The following is a 21,853-nucleotide window of genomic DNA, read 5'->3' as shown; positions in this document are numbered from 1 at the left end:
CGGCGGAGGCGCTTGAAAGGTGCTCTGGGTTCAAGTCCTACAACTTGACGTGTCTGCCCTGAGCAACCGGGATGCCAACCAGGGTCGGATGTATTCGCGTGTGTCTCCGAGGGGTTGGAAGACGCAGACCCGCGCCTTCCGGGAACGGTCTGTAACCGTTACCCGTGGCCGAGAGGAAATCCGCGGGTCTGGGAGGGGAGAAAATGCACGGCTCACGGCCCTCGAGCGCACGTCGCGCTGGCTTTCGCGAAGCGGGTTCGCTGAAAGGCTTAATGGCGACGCAGGCCGACAGTGGCGACATTTCTCCACCTCGGCTGGGCGTTCCTGGGGAGGGCGGGCGACCGGCGACGGAAGCCAGCTTCCTCCCGGAGGGCACTTCTCTTCCGCTCAGGATGCGCGGGCGGTAGGGCCTGCCTGGCCGGCCGGCTTCACGGCGCGGCGGGCGGCTTCGGCGTCCAGCGCGCGGCGCAGGGTGGCGAGCAGGTGCTCGGCCTCCCCCTCACGCAGGGCCCGGCCGCCGAAGCGGGCCTCCAGGTAGCGGCGGGTGAGGGGTGTCATCGCCAGCGCCAGCGGGTGGCCGTCGCGCGCCAGGCGCGTGGTCAGGTCCTCCAGCGTCTCCTGTTCCATGCGCGGCACGTGGGCGCGCTGGAGCAGCGCGTCCACCCGGTCGAGGAAGCGCGTGGCCTCCAGCGTGGGGGCGCGGCCCGTCCAGCGGGAGGCGAAGCGGGCCGCGCGCCAGACGACGAAGGCCACGACGGCGGCCGTCACCCACGCGCGCGGTGGGGGCAGGCGGCTGGGGGCTTCGTTCGCGGGGGACCCGGCCGGGCGGCGCGGCGGGCGGACCAGGGCGCTCGCCAGCTCGAACTGGTCTCGGAAGGAGTAGTCGACGACGGAGTTGCGCCAGCGCGCCTCCACCGCTTCATAGAAGGCGAGCAGCTTCTCCAGCAGCACGGAGCCCTGGCTCGTGCGGTTCGACGGCGGCGTCGCGTCCACGGTGACGAAGCCCCGCCCCGGCACGAGCACGTGCGTCCACGCGTGCGCGTCCCCCGCGCGAACCAGGTAGCCGCCGTCCACGCGCGTGCCGCCGTAGAAGCCCGTGGCGAGCCGCGCCCCGATGCCCTGGGTGCGCAGCATCAGCGTGAGCGCGGTGGCGAAGTGCTCGCAGTGCCCCGCCTTGCGCACGAAGAGGAAGTCCGCCAGCGGATCCTCCGGGGTGCCTGCCTGCTCCAGCGTGTACGCGTAGTCCCGCTGCAGGAAGGCCGCGAGCTTGCGCGCCGCGGCCAGCGGCTCCTTCTCCCCCTGGAGCACCTGCGCCGCGAGCCGGGCCACGCGCGGATCCAGGTGCTCCGGCACCGCCAGGAGCTGGTCGCGCTCCGCCTGAACCAGGCCGGCGGACATGCCCGTCCTGGCGTCAGGGGGCAGGCTGTAGGCCTCGTAGGTGTACGACGGCGCGGCGATGGTGAAGCGCACCTCGCCGCCGCCCTGGAGCTGCACGGGGCTGCTCCGGGTGCCGGTGGGCGTGTGGGCCATGGCGTTGCCCAGGCGCGAGGGCATCTCCAGGGCGATGAGCGTGCGGGCGCCGTAGGCGGGCAAAAGCTCAATGCGCTGGTGCAGGAGCGTGTCGCTGGCGGGGCGCAGGGTGATCTGCCGCTCGGTCTGCTTCGCGCCGACGACGTTCGCCCACTCCATGCCGTCGAAGGTGTCGTAGGTGCGGCCCACCCAGTAGGCGTCCAGCGCGTCGCGCTCCGGATCCGGCGTGAGCGTGGCGCGCAGCACCACGCGCGGGTTGCCCTTGATGGTGCCCGCGCCGCCCAGCCGCACGGTGTTGGAGTAGCCCGCGCTGCTCACCGCGCCCAGGCCCGGCGCCGAGCGCGGCCCCACCATGGCCCAGTTGAGGCGCGGGAAGAGGACGAAGAAGGCCACCGCGCCGGCGACCGCGAACGCCAGGCCCGCGGACAGCGGCCGCATCACCGCGCGCACCGGCACGGGCTCGCCGTCCGGCACCGCCGCCTCCACCACGCCCAGCGCCAACGACAGGCTGGCCAGCACCCCGAAGGCGATGAGGCACAGCGCGTACGTCATGTCGCCCGACAGCGCCGCGCCACCGGCCACCATCAGCAGGCCCGTCAGGTGCGTCTGGCCCTCCGCCGCGGCGTCCGGCGTGGACAGCATCCGCTGCGCGGCGATGAGGCCCGCGAAGGAGCACGCGGCCACCACCGCGTTCATCGCGCCGGACGTCAGCTGGAGGCCCAGGAGCACCGCCGCCACCAGCAGCCCCAGCGCGGACAGGCGCGAGTGGCGCGCGACGAGCCGCACGTCGCACAGCGCCAGCACCAGCGCCCCCAGGAAGAGGCCCAGCGCCCACAGGGGGAGCTGCCCGGACACGGCCATCGCGCCGAAGGCGGAGCCCGCCGCCAGGTCGCGCAGGACGAGCCGCAGCCTCAAGGGGCGCTTCACGCGGCCTCCCGGGAGTCCGCCCCAGCGTCCGCGTCCTCGAAGCCCACCCACGCGAGCGCCTGGAGGATGCGGCGCTCCTGCGAGGCCCCCGCCGCCGGGCGCAGCGTGCGCTCCGGGAGCTGGAGGCCGACCTCGTGCCCTGCGTCCAGCAGCTGGTGCGCCTGGGCGGCGACCTCCTCGCAGCGGCGCTCCAGCGCGTCGCCCGTGAGGCCCGTCTCCAGCGCGAGCTTCCAGACGCGGCGCTCCTCGCGCTCGCGCTCCACCTTCAGCAGGCGCCCCGCCGCGGCGCTCTTCAGCCAGTGGATGCGGCGCGCGTCCTCGTTCGCGGCAAGCTCGCGCAGGCCCGCGACGTCACCGGTGCCGTCCAGGTGGCGCGGGCTGCCCGCCTCTCCGCGCGGGCCCTTCTCCGCGGGCCCCGGCTCCTTGCAGGCGTAGCCCCGGCGCGGGTACACGAGCAGCATCCCCTCCAGGGAGAACACGCGCGTCTTGGCGAACAGGCCCAGGGGCCACGTCGTGGTGACGCGCACGCCGGACAGGCTCACGGGGCCCCGGTGGGGCGCGGCCAGGTCCGCCCGGACGATGTGCTCCTTGCCTGCGTGCAGGTGCCCCAGCTTCCCGGTGCCGGTGAGCGGGGAGAGGTCCTCGGAGAACGTCAGCGCGAAGCCGTGGCCCGCCTTGCGCGACACCGCCCAGCGGTAGGCGAAGGGCTCGCGCGCGAAGGCCGCGTCCGCGCCCACCCGGCGCACCGTCAGGTCGCGCAGGCAGCGCTCCGACAGCACGCCGGACACCACCACCATGCTGAGCAGCAGGCCCAGCAGCAGGTAGAGCAGGTTGTTGCCCGTGTTGAGCGCGCCCAGCCCCACGCCGAACGTCACCACCAGGTACGTGCGGCCCGTCTTCGTCACCGACAGCGTGCGCGGCGGACGGAGGAAGGCGCGCAGCCGCGCCTTGAAGGAGGGACGGGCGGGGGCCTTCACCGGGGCGCCGCCACCTTGCGGGCGATCTCCTCCACCAGGTGCGCCGCCTCGTCCCGCGCGGACACGCCCTGCACGGCGCTCCGCAAGAGCACGCGGTGCGCCCAGCAGGGCACCAGCATGGCGCGCACGTCGCCGGGGGTGACGAAGTCGCGGCCCTCCCACAGGGCCTGGGCCCGGGCCGCGGACCCCAGCGCCAGCACCGCGCGCGTGGAGGCGCCGCGCTCCAGGTCGCCGTGCTCGCGCGTGGCCCGCGCCAGCCGCACCACGTAGTCCGCCACCGCCGCTTCCAGCTTCACGTCCTGGACGAAGTCGCGCAGCGACGCGAGCTCCTCCGGCCCCGTCACCGCCTCCACCGACGGCAGCGGGGACGCCGCGCCGCGCGTGGTGAGCAGGCGCGCCTCCACGTCCGGCGCCGGGTGGCCCAGCGACAGGCGCACGAGGAAGCGGTCCAGCTGCGAGTCCGGCAGGGGATAGGTGCCGGAGAAGTCCACCGGGTTCTGGGTGGCCACCACGGTGAAGGGCGAGGGCAAGGGATGCGTCTGCCCGTCCAGCGACACCTGGCCCTGGGCCATGCCCTCCAGGAGGGCGGACTGGGTGCGCGGCGGGGCGCGGTTGAGCTCGTCCGCCAGCACCAGCTGCCGGAACAGCGGCCCGGGCCGGAAGGAGAAGGTGGCCGTCTGCGCGTGGAACACCTGCGTGCCCAGGATGTCCGCCGGCAGCAGGTCCGCGGTGAACTGGATGCGGGCGAAGGACAGGGCGCACGCGCGGGCCAGCGCCTCCGCCAGCGTCGTCTTGCCCACGCCGGGCATGTCCTCCAGGAGCAGGTGCCCGCCGGCCACCACGCAGGTGACGACCCGCCGGACCTCCTCGGGCTTGCCCTGCACGGCGCGGCCAAGCTGGGCGGCGAGCCGCTCCATCACCGCGCGTGCGGAAGCAGGGGAGGGAGCGGGTCCGAGGACGCGAGCGGGCTGGGTCATCCTGGGCGCGGACTGTAGCCCAGGCGACCGCAAGCCGGCACCCCTCCAGGTCGTCCGTGTTCCACGCCGGATGGCCGCCTGCCCTGGGGGCGCGGACCACTGCTTTCCGGGGATGCACGCGGCCCGGAGGGCCCTACCCGTGACTCAGGCGGACAGGATGTCCTCGGGCGTGTAGTACGCCCGGTGCGTCGCCGGCGAGGACAGCACGCCGAAGTAGCGGAACATCCGCTCGTGGTGCGTGGCCAGCCCGCGCAGCTGCACGGCGCTGTCCTTCAGGCCGTGGGTCAGGACGCCCACCGCGCTGTCCTTGAACTCCCGCAGGTGCGCGAAGTCCAGGACGACCTCGCTCTGGCTCAGCGCCTGGAGCGAGTTGCGCAGCTCCTGGGCCGTGCGGCCGTCCAGCGTTCCTTCCAGGCGCAGGGTGATCCGACCCGCCGCCTCTTCCTGATGAATCTGAAGCCCCGTCATGTTGCGCGCTCCCGCTGAGGTGTGCACGTGTGTGCCGCCTGCGATGGTGAATTGGCGACTGAGACACGTTCCGGACCACGAATGGTCCGGGGGGGCCCCACGCGTCGTGGGGGTGCACAGCCGGATCCAACACTGCACCCTTCCGGAAGATTCAGTCAGTGGCGGGCTTGCAACTTCGGCCGGAGTGTTGGCGACCAAGCGAAGCGCGTGTCACGCAGCGGTCAACCCTTGCGGTCGGTTGTCGTCTGCTCGGCACGCAGGCTGATGGCGCGCTCCTGCTGGGCCTTCAGCTTGCGGAACTCCTTCACGACCTTGGCGGGGTAGCCGGCCATGAACTTCACCCGGTTCTCCTTCTTGGCCAGGATGCGCTTGGCCAGCCCGGGGCCCGCGTTGTAGGCGACGAGCGCGCCCTCCACGGTGCCGAAGCGGCTGATCAGGTCCGCCAGGTAGGCCGTGCCCAGGTTCACGTTCGTTTCGAAGTCGAAGAGGTTGGTGTGGCGGCCCAGCTTGTAGCCGGACTTCTCCGCCAGGTACTTGCCCGTGTCCGGCATCACCTGCATGAGGCCCATGGCGCCCACCCCGGACACCGCGTAGTTGTTGAAGGAGGACTCGCAGCGGATCAGCGCCACCACCAGCAGCGGATCCAGGTTGTTGCGCTCCGCCTCGCGGACGATGGAGACCGCCAGCCGGCGCTGCTGCCGCTCGGGGAGCCCGGAGGCGCGCACGGCCTCGGCCACGCCCATCTGCTCCGCGCGGAGGTAGTCCGCCTCGTCCTCGTACTGCTGCAGGCGGGCCAGGGCCGCCTTGAGCTGCGCGTCCTTCTCCGCCAGCTGCGCCCTCAGGGCCGCGACGTCCGGCGCCTCACCCTGCGCACCCACCGGCACCTGCACCGGGAAAGCCACCGCGTTCGTCCCCACCAGCACCACCGCCGCCGCCATCGCCACCGTCCAGCCCCGCATCTCGCCCTCCCCTGGCGCCCCAACTCCCCGCGCCCGCTGACTCGCCCACACCCAGCGGCTAAGCAGGCAACGTGCCAGCGTACGTAGCGTGCGCTGGCTGCCTCACGGATCCTTAAGAGAGGGCCTGAAACAGGTCCGGCGCGGCTCACGGTGGCCGGAAAAAATGCCCGGCCTGGGAAGTTTGTTTCCCAACCTGACCCTGCAGAAACCTCCACCTGTTGCCGCGCTGCCTCCGCGTTCCTAGCTTGCGCCCGGTCTCATTCTTGGGCCCTGTGTGGCGGGAGGCGTGGCGTGTACTGGACCATGGGCATCATCTTGATGGTGTTGTGGGTGATGGGGCTGATCACCGGTTCGACGGAGGGGCAGTGGGTGCACCTCCTCCTGGTGTTCTCGCTCATCGCGTTCGTGCTGGGCGTCGCGTCGCTGGGGCGCCGGCGGGGGCTGGCGTGAACCTGCCGGAGCTGGACATGGCGTGGCTGGAGCTGCCGAGGGACAAGGCGGGCTTCGTGCGGCGCGAATGTCCCCGCTGCCAGCGCTCCTTCAAGACGCGGCCCAGCCGCCACGACGCGGGGATGCTTCAGCGGCTGCTCGCGGGCTACTTCCCCTTCGAGAACCTCCACGAGGCGTACACGGTGGAGGAGCTGCCCGCGTGGCACTGCCTGTACTGCGGCCACCGCGCGCTGCCGGACGCGTGGCTCACGCCGGATCAGTCCGCGCACGTGGAGCAGATGGCGCGCGCGTGGGCGAACCACGTGCGGTACGAGCAGCTGGCGTACGTGCAGCGCACGCTGTCGCAGAACCCGCGGCCCACCTTCGTGTCGGTGGCGCCGGAGCCGCTGCCCCGGCCGCTGCCTCCGGACGAGGAGCTGCTGCGCACGCTCCCCATGGTCTGCTGCGGGGAAGAGGTGCAGGCGTCGTGGGAATGGGATCAGCCCATGGTCTGTCCGCGCTGCGGCGCGCACCACGGCGGGCTCTCCGGCCGCCAGCAGGTGCACCTGGAGTTCGTGCGCGAGTAGGCAGGCCCGGCTGATTCATCCCGGAGTGGACGCGTGGGGCGCGCGGAGGGCAGGCTGCCTCGCGCGATGAAGCCGTTCCCCGCAGCCCGGGTGGTGGTGTTGGCCCTGGTCCTGCTGGGGCCGGCCGCCGTGCACGCCCATGAGGTGGAGGTCGCGCCCGCGGCGGTGGACGGCTTCGCTGGCTGGGTGGGCGAGGGCATCCGCCACATCCTGGCGGGCGCGGATCACCTCCTGTTCCTCTTCGCCGTATTGCTGGTGGGCGGCTCGTTCCGGCGGATCCTCCTGCTGGTGACGTCCTTCACGCTGGCGCACTCGCTCACGCTGGCCATCACCGCGCTGGGCTTCCTGACGCTGAGCGCGCGGGACACGCGGTGGGCCGAGGCCGCGATCGCTGCCTCCATCCTCTACATGGCGCTGGAGAACCTGCTCCTGCGCCGGCATGGACACCGCGCGGGGCTCACCTTCCTGTTCGGCCTGGTGCACGGGCTGGGCTTCGCGAGCGTGCTCGGCGGCTACGAGCTGGGGGGCTCCGGGCTGTCGGCGCTCGTTGGCTTCAACCTGGGCGTGGAGGTGGGGCAGGCGGTGGTGGTGGCCTTCCTGGTCCCCGTGCTGCGCATCGTCCAGCGCAGACCCCGGTTGCACTCGAAAGTTGTGCGCCTGTCATCCATCTGCCTCGCGGGGGTGGGGCTTTATTGGATGGTTGCTCGCGCGGTCGGTTGAATTGCCCCAGCAGCGTTCCTAGCTTGCGTCTGACGAGGGTGGGGGAGGGACGCTGATGGGTGCGAGGCATACCCGGCTGGCCGCTGCACTGGCCGCCGCGTGGGAGGCGGAAGTGGTGTCAGCTCGTCGCATGACGGGGCTGGCGGAGCGCATGAACGATGCGCGGGTCCGGGCGCGCCTGATGGTCCTGGCCGCGTTCTGCCGCGCCCATGCGTCCCGGCTGCTGGCCCGTCTGGCGGCGCTGGGACGCGGGCCGCTGCCGGTGCCTCCAGAGGAGATCGATCTGGATCCCGACACGGTGCTGGAGCTGCGCCGCGAGGGGGCCTTCGCCCGCGCGTCGGCCGCGCGCTACGAGACCACCGCGGAGATGGCGCGCCAGCACGCGGACCTGTCGTCCGCGTGGGTGTGCGAACTGAACCGCACCGAGGAGCAGGACCGCGCCCGGGAGCTGCTCGCCCTGGCGGAAGGTGCCCTGGCGGCGGTGCGGCGGGGCGAGTCCCAGGCTGTCGCGGCCCCCGCGGACTCCTGAGGAGGAGGGCCGGGCCGGGCGCTTTTTCGGATGCGCTCGGCCGGTGACAGTCCTGGCGTCTTGGGCGTATGACTCCGCCCATGGCGAAGGAGAGCTACAACGATCTCATCTTCCAGCTCGGCGACCTGGCCCGGGACGTCCTCCCGGGCAAGCCGAACTGCCCCCGCTCCATGGAACGCGTCTACCGCGCCGAAGAGGTGCTGGAGGCGCGCCGGGACGAGCTGGCGGCGCTGGAAGCGGAGATGAACGACGAGGACGTGGCCTATCAGGACTTCATGGCGCAGCACGAGGACGAGTGCGCCGCCCAGAAGGAGATCACCGGCCGGTTCCAGAAGGCCGTGACGGCCGTGGAAGGCAAGGTGAAGGGGCTGCGCAAGACGCTGGACACGCGCCGCGCCGACCTGCGCTACGCCGTCGCGGGCCTCAAGAAGCTGGAGGCGAAGCTCGCGGACCTGGAGATGACCACCCAGGATCCGGTGAAGCTGGACACCGCCCGGCAGAACCTGAAGAAGAACCGCATCGCCCAGATGCGCCTGGCCCGCGAGGTCGAGGACTGGGAGGCCCAGCTGGCCACCGCCCTCACGCCCACCCCCGGTCAGCCCGGCGCGGCGGGCATCCTGGCGCACAAGCGCCTGATCGAGCTGGAGGACGCCGCCGCGGAGCAGAAGCTCCAGCACGACGCCCGGATGGCGGAGATCGACCAGGCCATCGCCGCCAAGGAGGAGGAGATCAAGGGCGCGGAAGATTATCTGGATCAAGCCCTGTTCCTCCTCGGCGAAGAGGTGTATGCCCAGCGCATCGCGGATAAGCAGCTCGACTCCTACTACCCGCGGTTGGATGTCGCGCAGTGAGGGGGACGCCCACCCTTGGTGCTTGACGTAGGGGACGTGTTTGCTATCTTGCGCCGCTTCCTGGCGGCCGCGGGGACGCGTGTAGGCCAGTTCATTGATTTCATTGGGCTTTCAGCGCCACGGGCGCTCGCTGTGAGGACGACGTGAAGGGTCTGATTGGCAAGAAGATCGGCATGACCCAGGTGTTCAACGACGAGGGCAACCTCGTTCCGGTGACGGTCATCGACGTCAACACCTGTCTGGTGGTCGGCAAGCGCACCCCGGAGAAGGATCAGTACTCCGCGGTGACCGTGGGCTTCGGCGCGATTCGCGAGAAGATCCTGAACAAGCCGCAGCTCGGCTTCTTCAAGAAGGCCAGCGCCACGCCGCGCCGCCACCTGCGTGAGTTCCGCGTCACGGCCGAGGAGGCCGCGGGCTTCAACGTGGGCGACGCCATCAAGGCGGACATGTTCGCCAAGGGCGAGCTGGTGGACGTCACCGGCATCACCAAGGGTCGCGGCTTCTCCGGCGTCATGCGCCGCTGGAGCTTCAAGGGTTCGCAGACCAAGACCCACGGTACGCACGAGTATCAGCGTCACCCGGGCGCCATCGGTCAGCGTAAGACGCCGGGCCGTACGTACCCGAACAAGAAGATGCCGGGTCACTACGGCGTCGAGCGCGTCACCACGCAGAACCTGACCGTGGTGGACGTGGACGTGGAGAAGGGCCTCGTGCTCGTGAAGGGCGCGGTCGCCGGCCACAACGACGGCATCGTCATCGTGCGTCCCTCCATCAAGGTGGCCATGCGCGCGCAGCACAAGGCCGCGAAGTAGTTCTTGAGCCGCTGACGCCGGGGCGCTTCACCGCGCCCCGTTCAACGCCCCGCTTCCGGCACCTTCGGGTCCCGGGCGGGGCGTTCGTCGTTTCCAGCCTCCGCTGCATGCGCGTGCGCGCGCGGGCTCCTTCGCGGTGTGGATGGGGCCGGAGGGCTCGCATCCCCGTGGAAACGTTGAGTGCTGGTCGCCCTGGGCTCAAAGGGCGAAAACTTTACCGACTGCCGCTGGGATCCGCTTGCGGTGAAGGGGCGCCGTGCTCACATGGCTGTCCCACGCCGGAGCCTCGCCGTCCAAGCAGACGGGTTGCCCTCCGGATCACCCAACGGCCCACCCCCGGGCCGGGCAGGAGATATGAAAGCACGCACGCTTCGCGTCTTCGCCGCGCTGAGCCTCTCGCTGACGGCGCTCGGCGCCGCCGCACAGGAAGACGGCGTCCTGGACTCGGCGGTCGTCCGCAACCGGCTCTACAAGCCCGCGGGCCATCCGGAGCTGTCCCTGTCCGTGGGCCTGCCAGTGCAGACGCACCTGACGGCGCACTACTTCTTCGACGTCGGGCTGGCCTACAACCTCTTCGACACGTTCGCGCTGGAAGCCCGCGCGGGCTACGCCGCCAGCCGCCAGACGGGCCTGGCGCGCTCCATCTCCGAGTCCTTCCTGGACCGCGAGGACAAGCGCGTCACGGACGAGCTGGAGGACATGTGGCGGATGGGCCTGCACGGCGTCGTCGGCGCGCGGTGGGCTCCCATCTACGGGAAGATCTCCCTCGTCGCGGACATCCCGGTGCACTTCCAGACGTACCTCTGGGCGGGCGGCGGCCTCACCAACTTGAAGCGCCAGTCGGTCATCCAGTGCACCCAGGTGGTGGACCGGGCCGCGGGCGTCTGTGACAACCGCACGGACGTGACGGACCGGGGCAGCGCCACGGAGAACTACTGGGTGAAGGAGTCGCGCGTGGCGCCGGTGGTGTCCGCCGCGCTGGGCTTCCGCTTCTTCATCAACCAGCAGCACGGCGTGCGGCTGGAGCTGCGCGACTGGATCTTCAAGGACAGCTACCGCGTGAACCTGCTGCGCGACGACTGGGAGGCCGGCAAGGCCACCGGCGAGCCCGCGGCCAGCCCGGGCCTCACGCACCTGGTGCAGTTCGACCTCGGCTACACCTTCTCCTTCTGACCCCTTCCTATGCGACCCTTCCGTTCCATCGCGCTCCTCGTCGCCGCGGTGCCTGCCCTCGCGTTCGCGCAAGGCGCCGCCCCGGCGCAGCCGCCGGCCGCTCCGGGTCCGGATGCGACCGCGCCGGCCTCTCCTTCACCCGCGGAACCGCCGGAGCGTCAGCGCACCGAGCGCGCCGCGCCCACCGTTCCCCAGTCCACGCCGGAAGCGGCGCCGGCCCGTCCGGCCGCGCCCGCCACCCCTGAGGAGGACGACACGGGCAGCACGCCGTCCTCCCAGTCCACGGCGCCCTCCGAGCCCGGGGCTCCCGCCGCCACCGCGCCCGCGGACGCGCCGGTGCTGGACTCCCTGGGCTCCGGCGAGGCGCCGCGCACCACGGACGCGCAGCAGCAGCGACTGGTGAATGGCGCGCCGCTCTACAACCCGAACGTCAACGTCCACATCGTCCAGAAGAAGCGCTTCGCGGACGAGGGCAAGCACGAGCTGGTGCTGTACCCCGCCGCCGTGCAGGTGAACGGCAAGTTCACCAACCACGTGGGCTCCGCGCTGAGCTACGTCTACCACCTGCAGGAGAACTTCGCCCTCCAGGTGGGCGGCCAGTACAACTGGTACTCCGACGAGAGCGACTTCAACCTGGAGCTCATCGACAAGGTGCGCGAGCAGGCGCAGGCGGCGTCGTCGCTGCTCCTCCAGTGGGGCGCGTACGCGGGCGTCGAGGTCACGCCGCTCTACGGCAAGTTCGCCTTCTTCAACAACTCGCTGGCGCAGTTCAGCGTGGTGCTCAGCGGCGGCGCGGGCATTGGCAAGACGCGCCACCTCATCCGTCCGGAGGTGGCGAACGAGGTGGAGGGCCAGACGTACCAGGTGCCCGCGCGCTTCGGCGACACCGGCAACAAGTTCCTGGGTGAGGTGGGCGGCGGCTTCCGCCTGCAGTTCGGCGAGTCCTACGCCATCCGCCTGGAGGTGCGCGACCTCATCTACACCGCGCGCGTGGACAAGGTGGACGGCTGCAGCCTGGCGGACTTCGAGGCGCTGGAGGCCGCGCGCGCGGCCAACCAGCCCTTCGACGGCCTCAACCTGAGCGGCAGCTGCAAGGTGTCGAAGTTCGACGGCGTGGACCCGAAGACGAAGAAGAACTACCGCGAGGACATCATCCTCGGGAGGGACCTCGTCGCCGAGCCTTCGTCGGACGTCCTCAACAACGTCAGCTTCTACGCTGGCTTCTCGGTGCTCTTCTAGCCATGTCCCGACTGCTCCGACTCCTCGTCGTCCTCGGGCCCCTCGCCGTGCCCGCCGTCGCGTTCGCCCAGCAGGACGTGGGCACGTACAACCGCGCGCTGTCCGCCTTCAACGCGGGCCAGCTCGACGCCGCCGCCCCCCTCTTCGCGCAGCTCGCCGAAGGGCAGGACGCGGACCTGAAGGGCAAGGCCGAGTTCTACCTGGCGCAGACCTTCGCCAAGAAGGAACTGCCCGTCGCGGCCTTCATCTCCTACGCGGCCATCGTCAACGCCGGCCCCAAGCACCCCTCGTACCTCAAGGCCATCGAGGGGCTGGTGGACATGCAGCAGCGGCTGGACGAGCAGAACCTCATCCCCAGCATCCTCAACCAGGCCTACTCCGACGAGGTGCGCGACCAGTGGGTCACGCTGCCCAAGGAGGTGCTCGCGCGCATCAACTACCTGGTGGGCACCGCCAGCCAGCGGCGCATGCGCTTCGAGGAGGCCCGGTCGCTGCTCGAGGCCGTGCCCGCCGACAGCCGCGTCTACGCGAAGGCCCGCTACCTGCTGGGCACCGTGCTCGCCGACCCGCGCTTCCCGGGCCGTCCCGGGGAAGGGGACACGCTGGACAAGGAGGCCATCGCCGCGTTCCAGGCCGTGCTGAACACCAAGGAGCCGCAGGTGGAGCTGCCGGAGACGCGCGAGCTGGCGCTGCTGGCGCTGGGTCGCGTGCACTACCGCCGGGGCGAGTACGCGGACGCGGTGAAGGCGTACGAGGGCGTGCCCCGCTACGCGCGCTTCTGGGACCAGGCCCTCTTCGAGAACGGCTTCGCCCGCTTCCAGAACGAGGACTTCGGCGGCGCGCTGGGCAGCCTCCAGGCGCTGCACGCGCCGCAGTTCGAGGGCGCGTTCCAGCCCGAGTCGTGGATCCTCAAGGCCACCGTCTATTACTACTCGTGCCTCTACGACGAGGTGAAGACGACGCTCGCCGCGTTCGACGAGCGCTATGGCCCCATGGCGAAGCAGCTGGAGCCCTTCACCGGCGAGGACGTGGCGCCCATCAACGCCTTCAACCTGGTGGCCTCCGAGAACCGCCGCCTGCCGCGCGCGGTGTACCTGTGGATCCGCAACAACGAGCGCATCCGCGAAGTCATGCGGACCCTCTCCCGCGTGGACCAGGAGAAGCGCGCCATCAGCGAGGGCCCGTGGCGCGGGACGCCGTTCGCCGCGCAGACCGTGGCGTCGCTGGAGGACATCCGCACCACGCTGCTCCAGGTGGGCGGCACGCTGGCCAAGAACCGCATCAAGGAGGCCGCGGACAACCTCCGCACCTTCTCCGACCAGGCGGAGATCATCCGCGTGCAGACCGCGCTGGATGAGAAGGACCTCTTCTCCGAGGGCGTGGACCAGAAGGCGCTGCTCACCCGCCAGACGCTCTACCGCCCGAAGATGCCCGGCGCGGACTACAACTACTGGCGCTTCCAGGGCGAGTTCTGGATCGACGAGATCGGCTACTACCAGTACACGCTCAAGCGGGGTTGCCCCGCACGCCAGGAGAAGTAGCAGGGGTAGGCCTCAAGCCCACCCGGCAGCCCTCCGAAGCACTTTCGAGGCCCCGCCACCGTGACAGCCGTCACGGGGGACGGGGCCTCTTCGCGTGATGTTGAGTCCTGGAAGGTGGCTCGGCGTGATCGCGTACGCCGGGGCACAAGGCACGTTCCGGGCCACTTCTCAATCTGGGTACCCGCGTCTACTTTCCGTCGTCCCTCCCAACTGGGCAGAAGTTTTCCCAGGGTGGCGAGGCGCGGTTCTCCAGGAGCTCGCATGAAGGTGGTTCTTCGGTTCGGTGCACTGGCGGTGGGCGTCGCGCTCGCGGCCGGTGGGGTGGGGGAGGCGGCGGAGACGACGGCACCGCCGCGCAAGGTGGCTACGAAGAAGTCCGCTTCGGCGAAGGCCGCGGGCAAGAAGGGCGAGGCCGCGAGCAAGAAGGAGGAAGCCCGGAAGCAGGAGGCGAAGAAGGCGGAGCTGCCGCCCGGCGTGGCGCCCCAGGACATGCGCAAGGGCCCGGCGCGGGTGAAGCCCGCCACGGCCAAGTTCGCGGACATGCCGCGCATCGCGGACTCCAAGAAGGACGCCCTGGCGGACAAGAAGCGCGACGAGGCCATTGAAGGCTTCAAGCGCCTCATCCCCAAGCTCCAGGAGACCTCCACGCAGAAGGCGGAGATGCAGTACCGCCTGTCGGAGCTCTACTGGGAGAAGTCCAAGTACCTCTACACGCTGGAGATGGAGCGGTTCCTCGCGGCGGAGAAGGCCTACGACGCCGCCGTGGCGCGCGGCGAGAAGGCCACCGCCCCGGAGCAGGACCACCGCGACTCCGAGCGCTACCGCGCGGAGACGATGCGCATCTACGAGGCCATCCTCAGCGAGTACCCGGACTACCCGGCCCGCGACGAGGTCCTCTTCTCCCTGGGCTACAACCTCTACGAGCTCAACCGCCGCGAGGACGCGGTGGCGCGCTACGAGGAGCTGATCCGCGACTTCCCGAAGTCGCAGTTCGTCCCGGACGCGTACATCCAGCTGGGCAACCACTACTTCGAGAACAACAAGCTCGCGCCCGCGAAGGAGAACTACGAGAAGGCGCGCGACTCCGGCGTCCCGAAGATCTACGCCTACGCCACCTACAAGCTGTCCTGGTGTGACTTCAACGCGGGCGACCTGGACGCGGGCCTGAAGAAGCTCCACGAGGTCGTGGACTACGCGGGCCAGCGCGGCGAGGAGCTGGGCGACCTGCGCACGGAGGCCCTCAACGACCTCACCGTCTTCTACGTCCAGCTGGATCAGCCCAAGGAGGCGCTCGCCTACTTCAAGCAGAAGGCCCCGCCGAAGCGCCAGGGCCGGCTGCTGGCCAAGACGGCCGCGGGCCTGGTGGACGCGGGCCACTTCGACAGCGCCATCCTGGTGTACCGCACGCTCATCGACGACTCGCCCATGGGCGCGAACGCGCCGGAGTACCAGCAGGCGGTGGTGCGCGCGTACGAAGGGCTCCGCCAGCGCCAGCAGGTCCGCAAGGAGATGAAGCGGATGGTGGACCTCTACCGCCCGGGTGGCGAGTGGTGGACCGCCAACGCCAGCAACGCGGGCGTGCTGCGCAACGCCTTCAGCGTCACCGAAGAGGCCATGCGCGTGATGGTCACCGAGTACCACCAGGAGGCGCAGAAGACGCGCCAGGTGGAGACCTACCGGCTGGCCCGCGACATCTACAAGCAGTACGTGGACGCGTTCGCCTCCAGCGACAACCCGGAGTTCGTCGCGGACTCCGCCTTCAACATCCGCTTCTTCTACGCGGAAATCCTCTGGGCCCTGGAGGAGTGGGAGGCCGCCGCCGGCGAGTACGACGCCGTCGTGGCGTTCAAGATCCCGGACCGCGACTCCGCGAAGGAGGTCTCCAACGAGTCCTACCGCAAGTCCGCCGCGTACAACGCGGTGCTCGCGTACGACAAGCTGGTCAAGATCGAGCGCGGCCAGCTCTCCAAGAGCGACCTGAAGGACGGCCAGAAGGTCGACGAGAAGAAGGACAAGGGCGACGTCGCCAAGCAGAAGCTGGTGAAGCGCGACGCCAAGGAGCAGGCCGAGCAGGCGCTCACGAAGTTCGAGGACCGGCTGGTCGCCGCGTGCGACACGTACAACACCCTCTACCCGGGCAACCAGGATGAGATCGACCTGCGCTACCAGGCGGCCGTCATCCTCTACGACCGCGCGCACTTCGTGGACGCGGCCCGCCGCTTCGGGGAGATCATCGAGAAGTTCCCGGAGGAGCGCCGCTCGCGCGACGCCGCGGACCTGACCCTGTACGTGCTGGAGAGCCGCGAGGAGTGGCAGGAGCTCAACACGCTCTCGCGCAAGTTCCTGGGCAACAAGAAGCTGTCCAAGCCCGGCTCCGACTTCGCCCTGCGCGTGGCCCGCGTGGTGGAAGGCAGCCAGTACAAGTACGTGGACGAGGTCGTCTACAAGAAGGAGAAGAACCCGGCGAAGGCCGCCGAGGAGTTCCTCGCCTTCGTGACGGAGTTCCCCAAGTCGGAGAACGCGGACCGCGCGCTCACCTACGCCATGGTCATCGCGCAGGAGGCCGGTGAGGTGGACAAGGGCATCACCGCCGGCGAGCGCGTCCTCAAGGAGTACCCGAACAGCAACTTCGAGTTGAAGACCCGCTACACGCTGTCCGGCCTCTACGAGAAGGTCGCCGAGTTCAAGAAGGCCGCGGCGATGTCCGAGTCCTTCGTGGCCGAGTACGACGCCGCCATCAAGGCTCGCGAGTCGCAGTCGAAGAAGGACAAGGAGAAGAAGGCCAAGGCCACCACCGTCGCGAAGAAGGACGACACGCCGGGCGCCGTGGAGGACGTGGAGTCCAAGCGCGCGCAGAAGGCCGCGGAGCGCAAGGCGCAGGTGGACGCGGCGGGCGAGTGGGTGGCGGACGCCCTCTTCAACGCGGGCGTCTGGTACGACGGCCTGGGCGAGTCCCAGAAGGCCGTCAACGCGTGGAACAGCTACCTGACGCGCTTCAAGGACCGCAAGGACGTGCCCCAGGTGGCGTTCTCCATCGGCCTCGTGTGGGAGAAGGAGAAGAAGTGGGGCGACGCGGCCCGCGCCTTCAACCGCTTCGTGGAGGACTACGGCCGGGACTCGCGCACCGTCGCGGGGCAGCCGTACCTGGCGCGGTACCACGAGCTGCTCGCGTACCAGAAGATGAAGGACGTGCGCGGCCAGGAGAAGGCGCAGGAGGAGCTGGTGCGCGGCTGGAACAAGCTGGCGGAGAGCGTGCGCAAGGACACCGCGGTGCTCAACGCGTACGGCCACGCGCGCTTCCTGGCGCTGGAGCCCACGTGGAAGCGCTTCTCGGACATCAAGTTCACGCGCGTCTCCACCATCCGCCGCGACCTGACGGCCAAGCAGAAGGAGATGCAGCGCGTGGAGAAGGAGTACGCGGCGGTGCTCGCCACGGGCTCCGGCGAGTGGGGCATCGCGGCGCTGACCCGCATTGGCCTGGCGTACGCGGACTTCGCTCGCAACATCATGGACTCGCCGGACCCGTCCGGGCTGGATGACGAGCAGCTCAGCATGTACCGCGCGGAGCTGGAGAACCTGGCCATGCCCCTGGAGGAGAAGTCCAGCGAGGCGCTGGAGAAGGGCCTCCAGAAGGCCTACGAGCTGGGCATCTACAGCGAGTGGACGCTGGCCGCGCAGGATCAGATCAACAAGCTGCGCCCGGGTGCCTACGCCCAGGTGAAGCCGGTGACGTACCGGGGCAGCAGTGATTCGCGCATCGCCGCGGGCGTGCTGAAGGACCTCAACGGCCCCATCAGCGCCTCCGCGGAGCCGAAGCCCGCCGCCGCGCCTGCCGCGCCGGAGGCCGTGCCCGCGGAGGGCGCGAAGCCTGCCGCGCCGGAAGGGCCGCCCGAAGGCTCCGGAGCGCCGAAGCCTGAACCCACCGCGTTGCTCGAGGGGGTGCGGCCGTGAAGACGAACCACAGCATCGACATCAGCAGCCAGTTGAAGGGGATGGGGACGACGGGGATGAACGGCTTTCGCACCAAGCGGATGTTCCTGGCGGGGGCCTTCGCCTTCGCCTTCACCACGGCCTGCGCCACGGGGCCCCGCCCCACGCCGGTCGCGCTGAACACGGTGGAGAAGCCCGCCGCCGTGGCCGCCGCCAGGCCCTCGCCCGCCCCGGCCCAGAAGGACGACACCGACGGCCAGTTCGCGGAGGCCCTGAAGGCCTACGAGGCCGGGGACCTGGACGCCGCGCGCAAGGGCTTCGAGGCGGTCGTCTCCCAGGAGCCCAAGGCGCTCAACGCCCGGTTCAACCTGGGCGTCATCGCGGAGAAGCAGGGCCGCCCGGCGGACGCCCGCGCGGCGTACGAGCAGGTCCTCACGCTTGACCCCGCGCACACGCCGTCGGTGATGAACCTGGGGCTGATGCACCGGCACGAGGGCCAGCTGGACGAGGCCCTCTCGCTCTACACCCGGGCGCTCCAGACGCCGGGCCACGAACACGACGAGCCCGTGCTCAACGCGCTGGCCGCGACGTACCGGCTGGCGGGCAAGCTGGACGAGGCGGAGGCCACGGGCCGGCGCGTGTTGGCGCGCAGCAAGGACAACCCGGAGGCGTACAAGACGCTGGCGCTGGTGGCGTACGACCGGGGCCAGTACCGCCTGGCGGAGCTGCTGATCATCAACGCGCGCAAGGTGACGCCGGACGACCCGGCCATCTCCAACACGCTGGGGATGATCTACCTGAAGATGGACGACCGCCCGCGCGCGCTCGCCCAGTTCCAGAAGGCCGTGTCCCTGGATGACACCTTCGCGCCCGGCCACCTCAACCTGGGCGCCCTGGCGCTGAGCTACCGCGACTACGCGGGCGCGGAGAAGGCCTTCACCAAGGCCCTGTCCCTGGAGCCGGACGGCCTGGAGGGCCAGCTGTACCTGGCGTACGCGCTGGACGGCCAGAAGGGCATGGATCCGAAGAAGGGCGTGGCCGCGGGCGAGGCGTTCGAGAAGGTGCTCGCGCGCGCCGCGGACAAGCCGGAGGCGGTGTGCGGCGCGGGCTGGGCGTACGCGTCCGACCGCGCGGGCTTCGAGAAGGCCATCGCGTTCCTGGACCGCTGCAAGGAGCTGCCCGTCTCGACGGACCAGGACAAGCAGCTCATCACCGCCAAGGTGAACGGCCTGCAGAACATGCTCAAGAACCCGCCGCCGGCCCCGGCTCCGGCCGCCGCCACGGCGGACGCGGAGGGCGAGCCCAAGAAGGACGCGGCCGCCACCGGGGGCGCGGGTTCGTCCGTGATGAACCAGCTGCCCCAGGACGCCAACGCGCCCGAGCAGGTCCCCGCGGAAGGCAGCACCGGTGCGTCCGAAGCGGCTCCGGAGGCGGCTCCGGCCGCGCCCGCCGCCGACGAAACGTCTGGCAATGGACAGGCGGCGCCTTCGCCTGCTCCGACGCCCTGAAGAAACAACAGTCGCCCTGGCGGGAAGGACGAGAACTTTCTTCCCGCCTCCAGCCCCCCAGGTGCAAGCGGCCGGGCGACACCCTTAGAATCCAGGGACTTGGAGTTGGTGCGAGCCCTGCAATGGACAGCGCGAAGCGGGCCTGGCGGAGACATCACATGAAACGACTGCTGGCAGCGATGGTGATGGTGGCGGGACTGGGGACTGCGGCTCCCGCCCTGGCGCAGGACAGCGGCAAGGACTCGGTGAAGATCATCCAGGAGGAGGATCGCACCGTGTACCGCAAGAAGACGGTGATTGATTTCACGGACGTGGCGGTGGAGGGCGAGCTCACGAAGCCGGAAGGCTCCTACGTGCTCAACCGCAAGAAGACGGATTTCCAGAGCCTCATCAAGGTCCGGGAGAACTTCGACCCGGAGCTTCAGAAGTCAGCGGACAATCTTTAGACGGCACAGGTGGCGTTGAACGTTTTCGGGACGGGAAGGGAAGAAGGAAGAACTTCATGGCGGCGGCGAGAAAAAACGGTTTGACGCTTCGGATCACCACCCCCGACGGCTCCATCCAGGAGACGGTTTCGGAGGCGGAGAGTGTCATCGTGGGGTCGGGCGCCCAGGCGGCGGTGAAGATTCAGGATCCGCGCGTGTCCAACCTCCACGTGATGCTGAAGGTGGACAACGATGGCTCCGTGACGGCCATCGACCTGGGCAGTGAAGCTGGCACCCAGGTGTCCGGGCAGAGGCTCATCATCCCCACGGCGCTCAAGCCCGGGGACGTGCTCACGGTGGGCACCTCGCAGGTGGAGGTGCTCTTCGGTGACGCGCCCCGGCCGGTGGCTCCGGCGGCGGCGGTGGCCCAGCCCGGCGTGTTCCAGCAGCACCCGGTGATGCCTCCGGCGGCTCCGGTGGCCCACGCGGCTCCGGTCAGTGCGCCCCCGGCGCATGCGGCTCCGGCGGCGCACGCGGCTCCGGTGCCTCCGAACATGCGGCAGGCGCCTCCGCCTCCGCGGCCCGCGATGAACGCCGCGCCCGCGGCCAACGTGGTGGGCACGGTGAGCACGCCGCGCTCCGCTCCGGCGGGCGCGATGGGCGCGCAGGTGTCCACGAACGTGACGTCCACCCCGGTGTTCGGTCCTCCGGCGCCTCCGGTGGCGGCGCGCAAGGCCACGCCTCCCCAGGTGGCGGCGGCCCGCAAGCCGCAGCCTCCGCCGCACCTGCAGGAGCCGCTGCCCAGGGACGCGCAGCCGACGCCCGACGCGAAGGTGCTGCAGGTCTCCATGCTCTGGGGCGACCAGATGCTGGAGGTCCAGCACTTCAAGGACGGCGCGCCGGTCACCATCGGCGAGGGCGCCAAGAACACCTTCACCGTGTACTCGCCGCAGGTGGGCAAGCGCCACGTGCTGGCGGTGAGCAAGGGCGACAAGCTGGAGCTGCGCGCTCCGGCGGGCTCCGGCGTGTTCGTCACCAACAACGGCGACGTGCGCACGAAGGACGCGCTGCGCGCCGCGGGCCAGCTCAACAACGCCACGCCGGACCAGGAGCAGCTCTTCACCCTGGGCCTGCATGACCGGGCGGAGGTGTCGCTGGGCACGGTGGCGTTCGTGATGCGCTACGTGAAGCCGTCGCCGGCCATCCTGGCGACGTCGCTGTCCGACCGCGACTTCAGCTTCTTCAAGATCGCCGCCATCTGCATCCTCGCCGCGGCGGCCTTCGTCACCGCGATGGTGCTGACGCCGCACACGGAGACGAAGTCCGCGGACGACGTCTTCGAGTCCCAGCAGCGCGTGGCCAAGTTCCTCATCGCCCCGGAGAAGAAGGTGGAGGCGAAGAAGCTCCAGCTCTCCGGCGTGGAGGAGGGGGCCAAGGCGAAGGACGAAGAGGGCAAGTTCGGCAAGCAGGAGGCGAAGCAGGAGGAGGCCGCGCCCTCCAAGCCGGGCACCCCGGTGGTGGACAAGAGCAAGAAGGAGAAGGACCGCCAGGTGGTGGGCAAGGTCGGTCTCCTGGGCGCGCTCAAGGGCATGAAGGGTGGCGCGTCGGACGTGTTCGGTCCGGGCGGCATCGGCACCGGCATCAACAACTCGCTGGGCGGCCTCAAGGGCGGCGCGGCCATGGGTGACGCTCACGGCGTGGGCGGCATGGGTTCGCGCGGCACGGGCAACGGCGGTGGCGGCACGGCGCTGGGCATCGGCGGCCTGGGCACCCAGGGCAACGGCCGGGGCACGGGCGGGTCCGGCGGCATCGACCTGGGCGGCCGCGGCAAGTCCGTCACCAAGGTCATCCCCGGCAAGACGACGGTGATTGGCGGCCTGGACAAGGACGTCATCGCCAAGGTCATCCGGCGGCACCAGAATGAGATCAAGTACTGCTACGAGTCGGAGCTGAACAAGAACCCGGCGCTGGCTGGCAAGGTCGCGGTGGCCTTCACCATCGACCCGGCGGGCGCGGTGGCGGACGCCAACGTGTCGGAGTCCACGCTGGGCAGCACCCCGGCGGAGCAGTGCATGATCTCCCGCATCCGCCGCTGGAAGTTCCCGGAGCCCAAGGGCGGCGGCGTGGTGAATGTGACGTACCCCTGGCTGTTCTCGCCCTCGGGCGCGGACGCCGCTGAGTAACGTGGGGCGCGATTCGTAGACTGGAAGACCGAAGTGGCGTGGACGAAACGGTCCACGCCATTTTCGTTTTTCCCCGCTGCCGTTTCGT

At 70.3% G+C, this 21,853-nt stretch carries 18 protein-coding genes; 13 read left to right on the top strand and 5 right to left on the bottom strand.

Going from position 1 to position 21,853, the window contains the following annotated elements; all coding sequences use genetic code 11:
- Positions 1-387: 387 nt before the first annotated feature.
- From AABA78_RS36935 to AABA78_RS36915, 5 genes are all read right to left on the bottom strand, one after another.
- Positions 388-2,457, bottom strand: a complete 2,070-nt coding sequence (locus AABA78_RS36935) for a transglutaminase TgpA family protein (RefSeq protein WP_338270181.1) — start codon at positions 2,455-2,457, stop codon at positions 388-390.
- Positions 2,454-3,434 carry a DUF58 domain-containing protein gene (locus AABA78_RS36930; RefSeq protein WP_338270179.1) on the bottom strand — a complete coding sequence of 327 codons (981 nt, stop codon included), beginning with the start codon at positions 3,432-3,434 and terminating at the stop codon, positions 2,454-2,456. The genes AABA78_RS36935 and AABA78_RS36930 overlap by 4 nt, the downstream gene beginning before the upstream one ends.
- Complete coding sequence (locus tag AABA78_RS36925) at positions 3,431-4,411, bottom strand: AAA family ATPase (protein WP_338270178.1); 981 nt, start codon at positions 4,409-4,411, stop codon at positions 3,431-3,433. The genes AABA78_RS36930 and AABA78_RS36925 overlap by 4 nt, the downstream gene beginning before the upstream one ends.
- Positions 4,412-4,555: 144 nt before the next feature.
- Positions 4,556-4,879 carry an STAS domain-containing protein gene (locus tag AABA78_RS36920; RefSeq protein WP_338270229.1) on the bottom strand — a complete coding sequence of 108 codons (324 nt, stop codon included), beginning with the start codon at positions 4,877-4,879 and terminating at the stop codon, positions 4,556-4,558.
- 221 nt (positions 4,880-5,100) lie between these two features.
- Complete coding sequence (locus AABA78_RS36915; protein WP_338270177.1) at positions 5,101-5,838, bottom strand: lytic transglycosylase domain-containing protein; 738 nt, start codon at positions 5,836-5,838, stop codon at positions 5,101-5,103.
- 303 nt (positions 5,839-6,141) lie between these two features.
- Here AABA78_RS36915 and AABA78_RS36910 point away from each other — a divergent pair, with 303 nt between their 5' ends.
- The 13 genes from AABA78_RS36910 (at position 6,142) to AABA78_RS36850 (ending at position 21,765) form a co-directional block, all read left to right on the top strand.
- Positions 6,142-6,288 carry a lmo0937 family membrane protein gene (locus tag AABA78_RS36910; protein WP_216619045.1) on the top strand — a complete coding sequence of 49 codons (147 nt, stop codon included), beginning with the start codon at positions 6,142-6,144 and terminating at the stop codon, positions 6,286-6,288.
- Positions 6,285-6,854 (top strand): hypothetical protein, encoded by a 570-nt coding sequence (locus AABA78_RS36905; protein WP_338270176.1) that lies wholly within the window; start codon positions 6,285-6,287, stop codon positions 6,852-6,854. Before AABA78_RS36910 ends, AABA78_RS36905 begins: the two co-directional genes overlap by 4 nt.
- Positions 6,855-6,920: 66 nt before the next feature.
- Complete coding sequence (locus tag AABA78_RS36900; protein ID WP_338270175.1) at positions 6,921-7,574, top strand: HupE/UreJ family protein; 654 nt, start codon at positions 6,921-6,923, stop codon at positions 7,572-7,574.
- 55 nt (positions 7,575-7,629) lie between these two features.
- Positions 7,630-8,103 carry a hypothetical protein gene (locus AABA78_RS36895; protein ID WP_014396048.1) on the top strand — a complete coding sequence of 158 codons (474 nt, stop codon included), beginning with the start codon at positions 7,630-7,632 and terminating at the stop codon, positions 8,101-8,103.
- 80 nt (positions 8,104-8,183) lie between these two features.
- On the top strand, positions 8,184-8,954 hold the full coding sequence (locus AABA78_RS36890) for a hypothetical protein (RefSeq protein ID WP_338270174.1): 771 nt from the start codon (positions 8,184-8,186) through the stop codon (positions 8,952-8,954).
- A gap of 143 nt (positions 8,955-9,097) precedes the next feature.
- Positions 9,098-9,766, top strand: coding sequence for a 50S ribosomal protein L3 (gene rplC, locus AABA78_RS36885; protein WP_171414376.1), 669 nt, complete (start codon positions 9,098-9,100; stop codon positions 9,764-9,766).
- 354 nt (positions 9,767-10,120) lie between these two features.
- Positions 10,121-10,939, top strand: a complete 819-nt coding sequence (locus tag AABA78_RS36880; protein WP_338270173.1) for an outer membrane beta-barrel domain-containing protein — start codon at positions 10,121-10,123, stop codon at positions 10,937-10,939.
- Positions 10,940-10,948: 9 nt separating this feature from the next.
- On the top strand, positions 10,949-12,178 hold the full coding sequence (locus AABA78_RS36875; protein ID WP_338270172.1) for an outer membrane beta-barrel domain-containing protein: 1,230 nt from the start codon (positions 10,949-10,951) through the stop codon (positions 12,176-12,178).
- 2 nt (positions 12,179-12,180) lie between these two features.
- Positions 12,181-13,719: a tetratricopeptide repeat protein gene (locus tag AABA78_RS36870; RefSeq protein WP_338270171.1), complete on the top strand. Its 1,539-nt coding sequence runs from the start codon at positions 12,181-12,183 to the stop codon at positions 13,717-13,719.
- 261 nt (positions 13,720-13,980) lie between these two features.
- On the top strand, positions 13,981-17,670 hold the full coding sequence (locus AABA78_RS36865) for a tetratricopeptide repeat protein (RefSeq protein WP_338270170.1): 3,690 nt from the start codon (positions 13,981-13,983) through the stop codon (positions 17,668-17,670).
- Positions 17,667-19,157 carry a tetratricopeptide repeat protein gene (locus tag AABA78_RS36860; protein WP_338270169.1) on the top strand — a complete coding sequence of 497 codons (1,491 nt, stop codon included), beginning with the start codon at positions 17,667-17,669 and terminating at the stop codon, positions 19,155-19,157. The genes AABA78_RS36865 and AABA78_RS36860 overlap by 4 nt, the downstream gene beginning before the upstream one ends.
- Positions 19,158-19,315: 158 nt before the next feature.
- Positions 19,316-19,603: a hypothetical protein gene (locus tag AABA78_RS36855; protein ID WP_171414363.1), complete on the top strand. Its 288-nt coding sequence runs from the start codon at positions 19,316-19,318 to the stop codon at positions 19,601-19,603.
- 56 nt (positions 19,604-19,659) lie between these two features.
- Positions 19,660-21,765, top strand: coding sequence for a TonB family protein (locus tag AABA78_RS36850; RefSeq protein WP_338270168.1), 2,106 nt, complete (start codon positions 19,660-19,662; stop codon positions 21,763-21,765).
- Positions 21,766-21,853: the final 88 nt, after the last annotated feature.

The sequence above is a fragment of the Corallococcus caeni genome (assembly GCF_036245865.1).
Classification (GTDB): Bacteria; Myxococcota; Myxococcia; order Myxococcales; family Myxococcaceae; genus Corallococcus; species Corallococcus caeni.
Note: the sequence above shows the minus strand (reverse complement) of the source record. Positions and strands in the feature narration are given on the sequence as shown.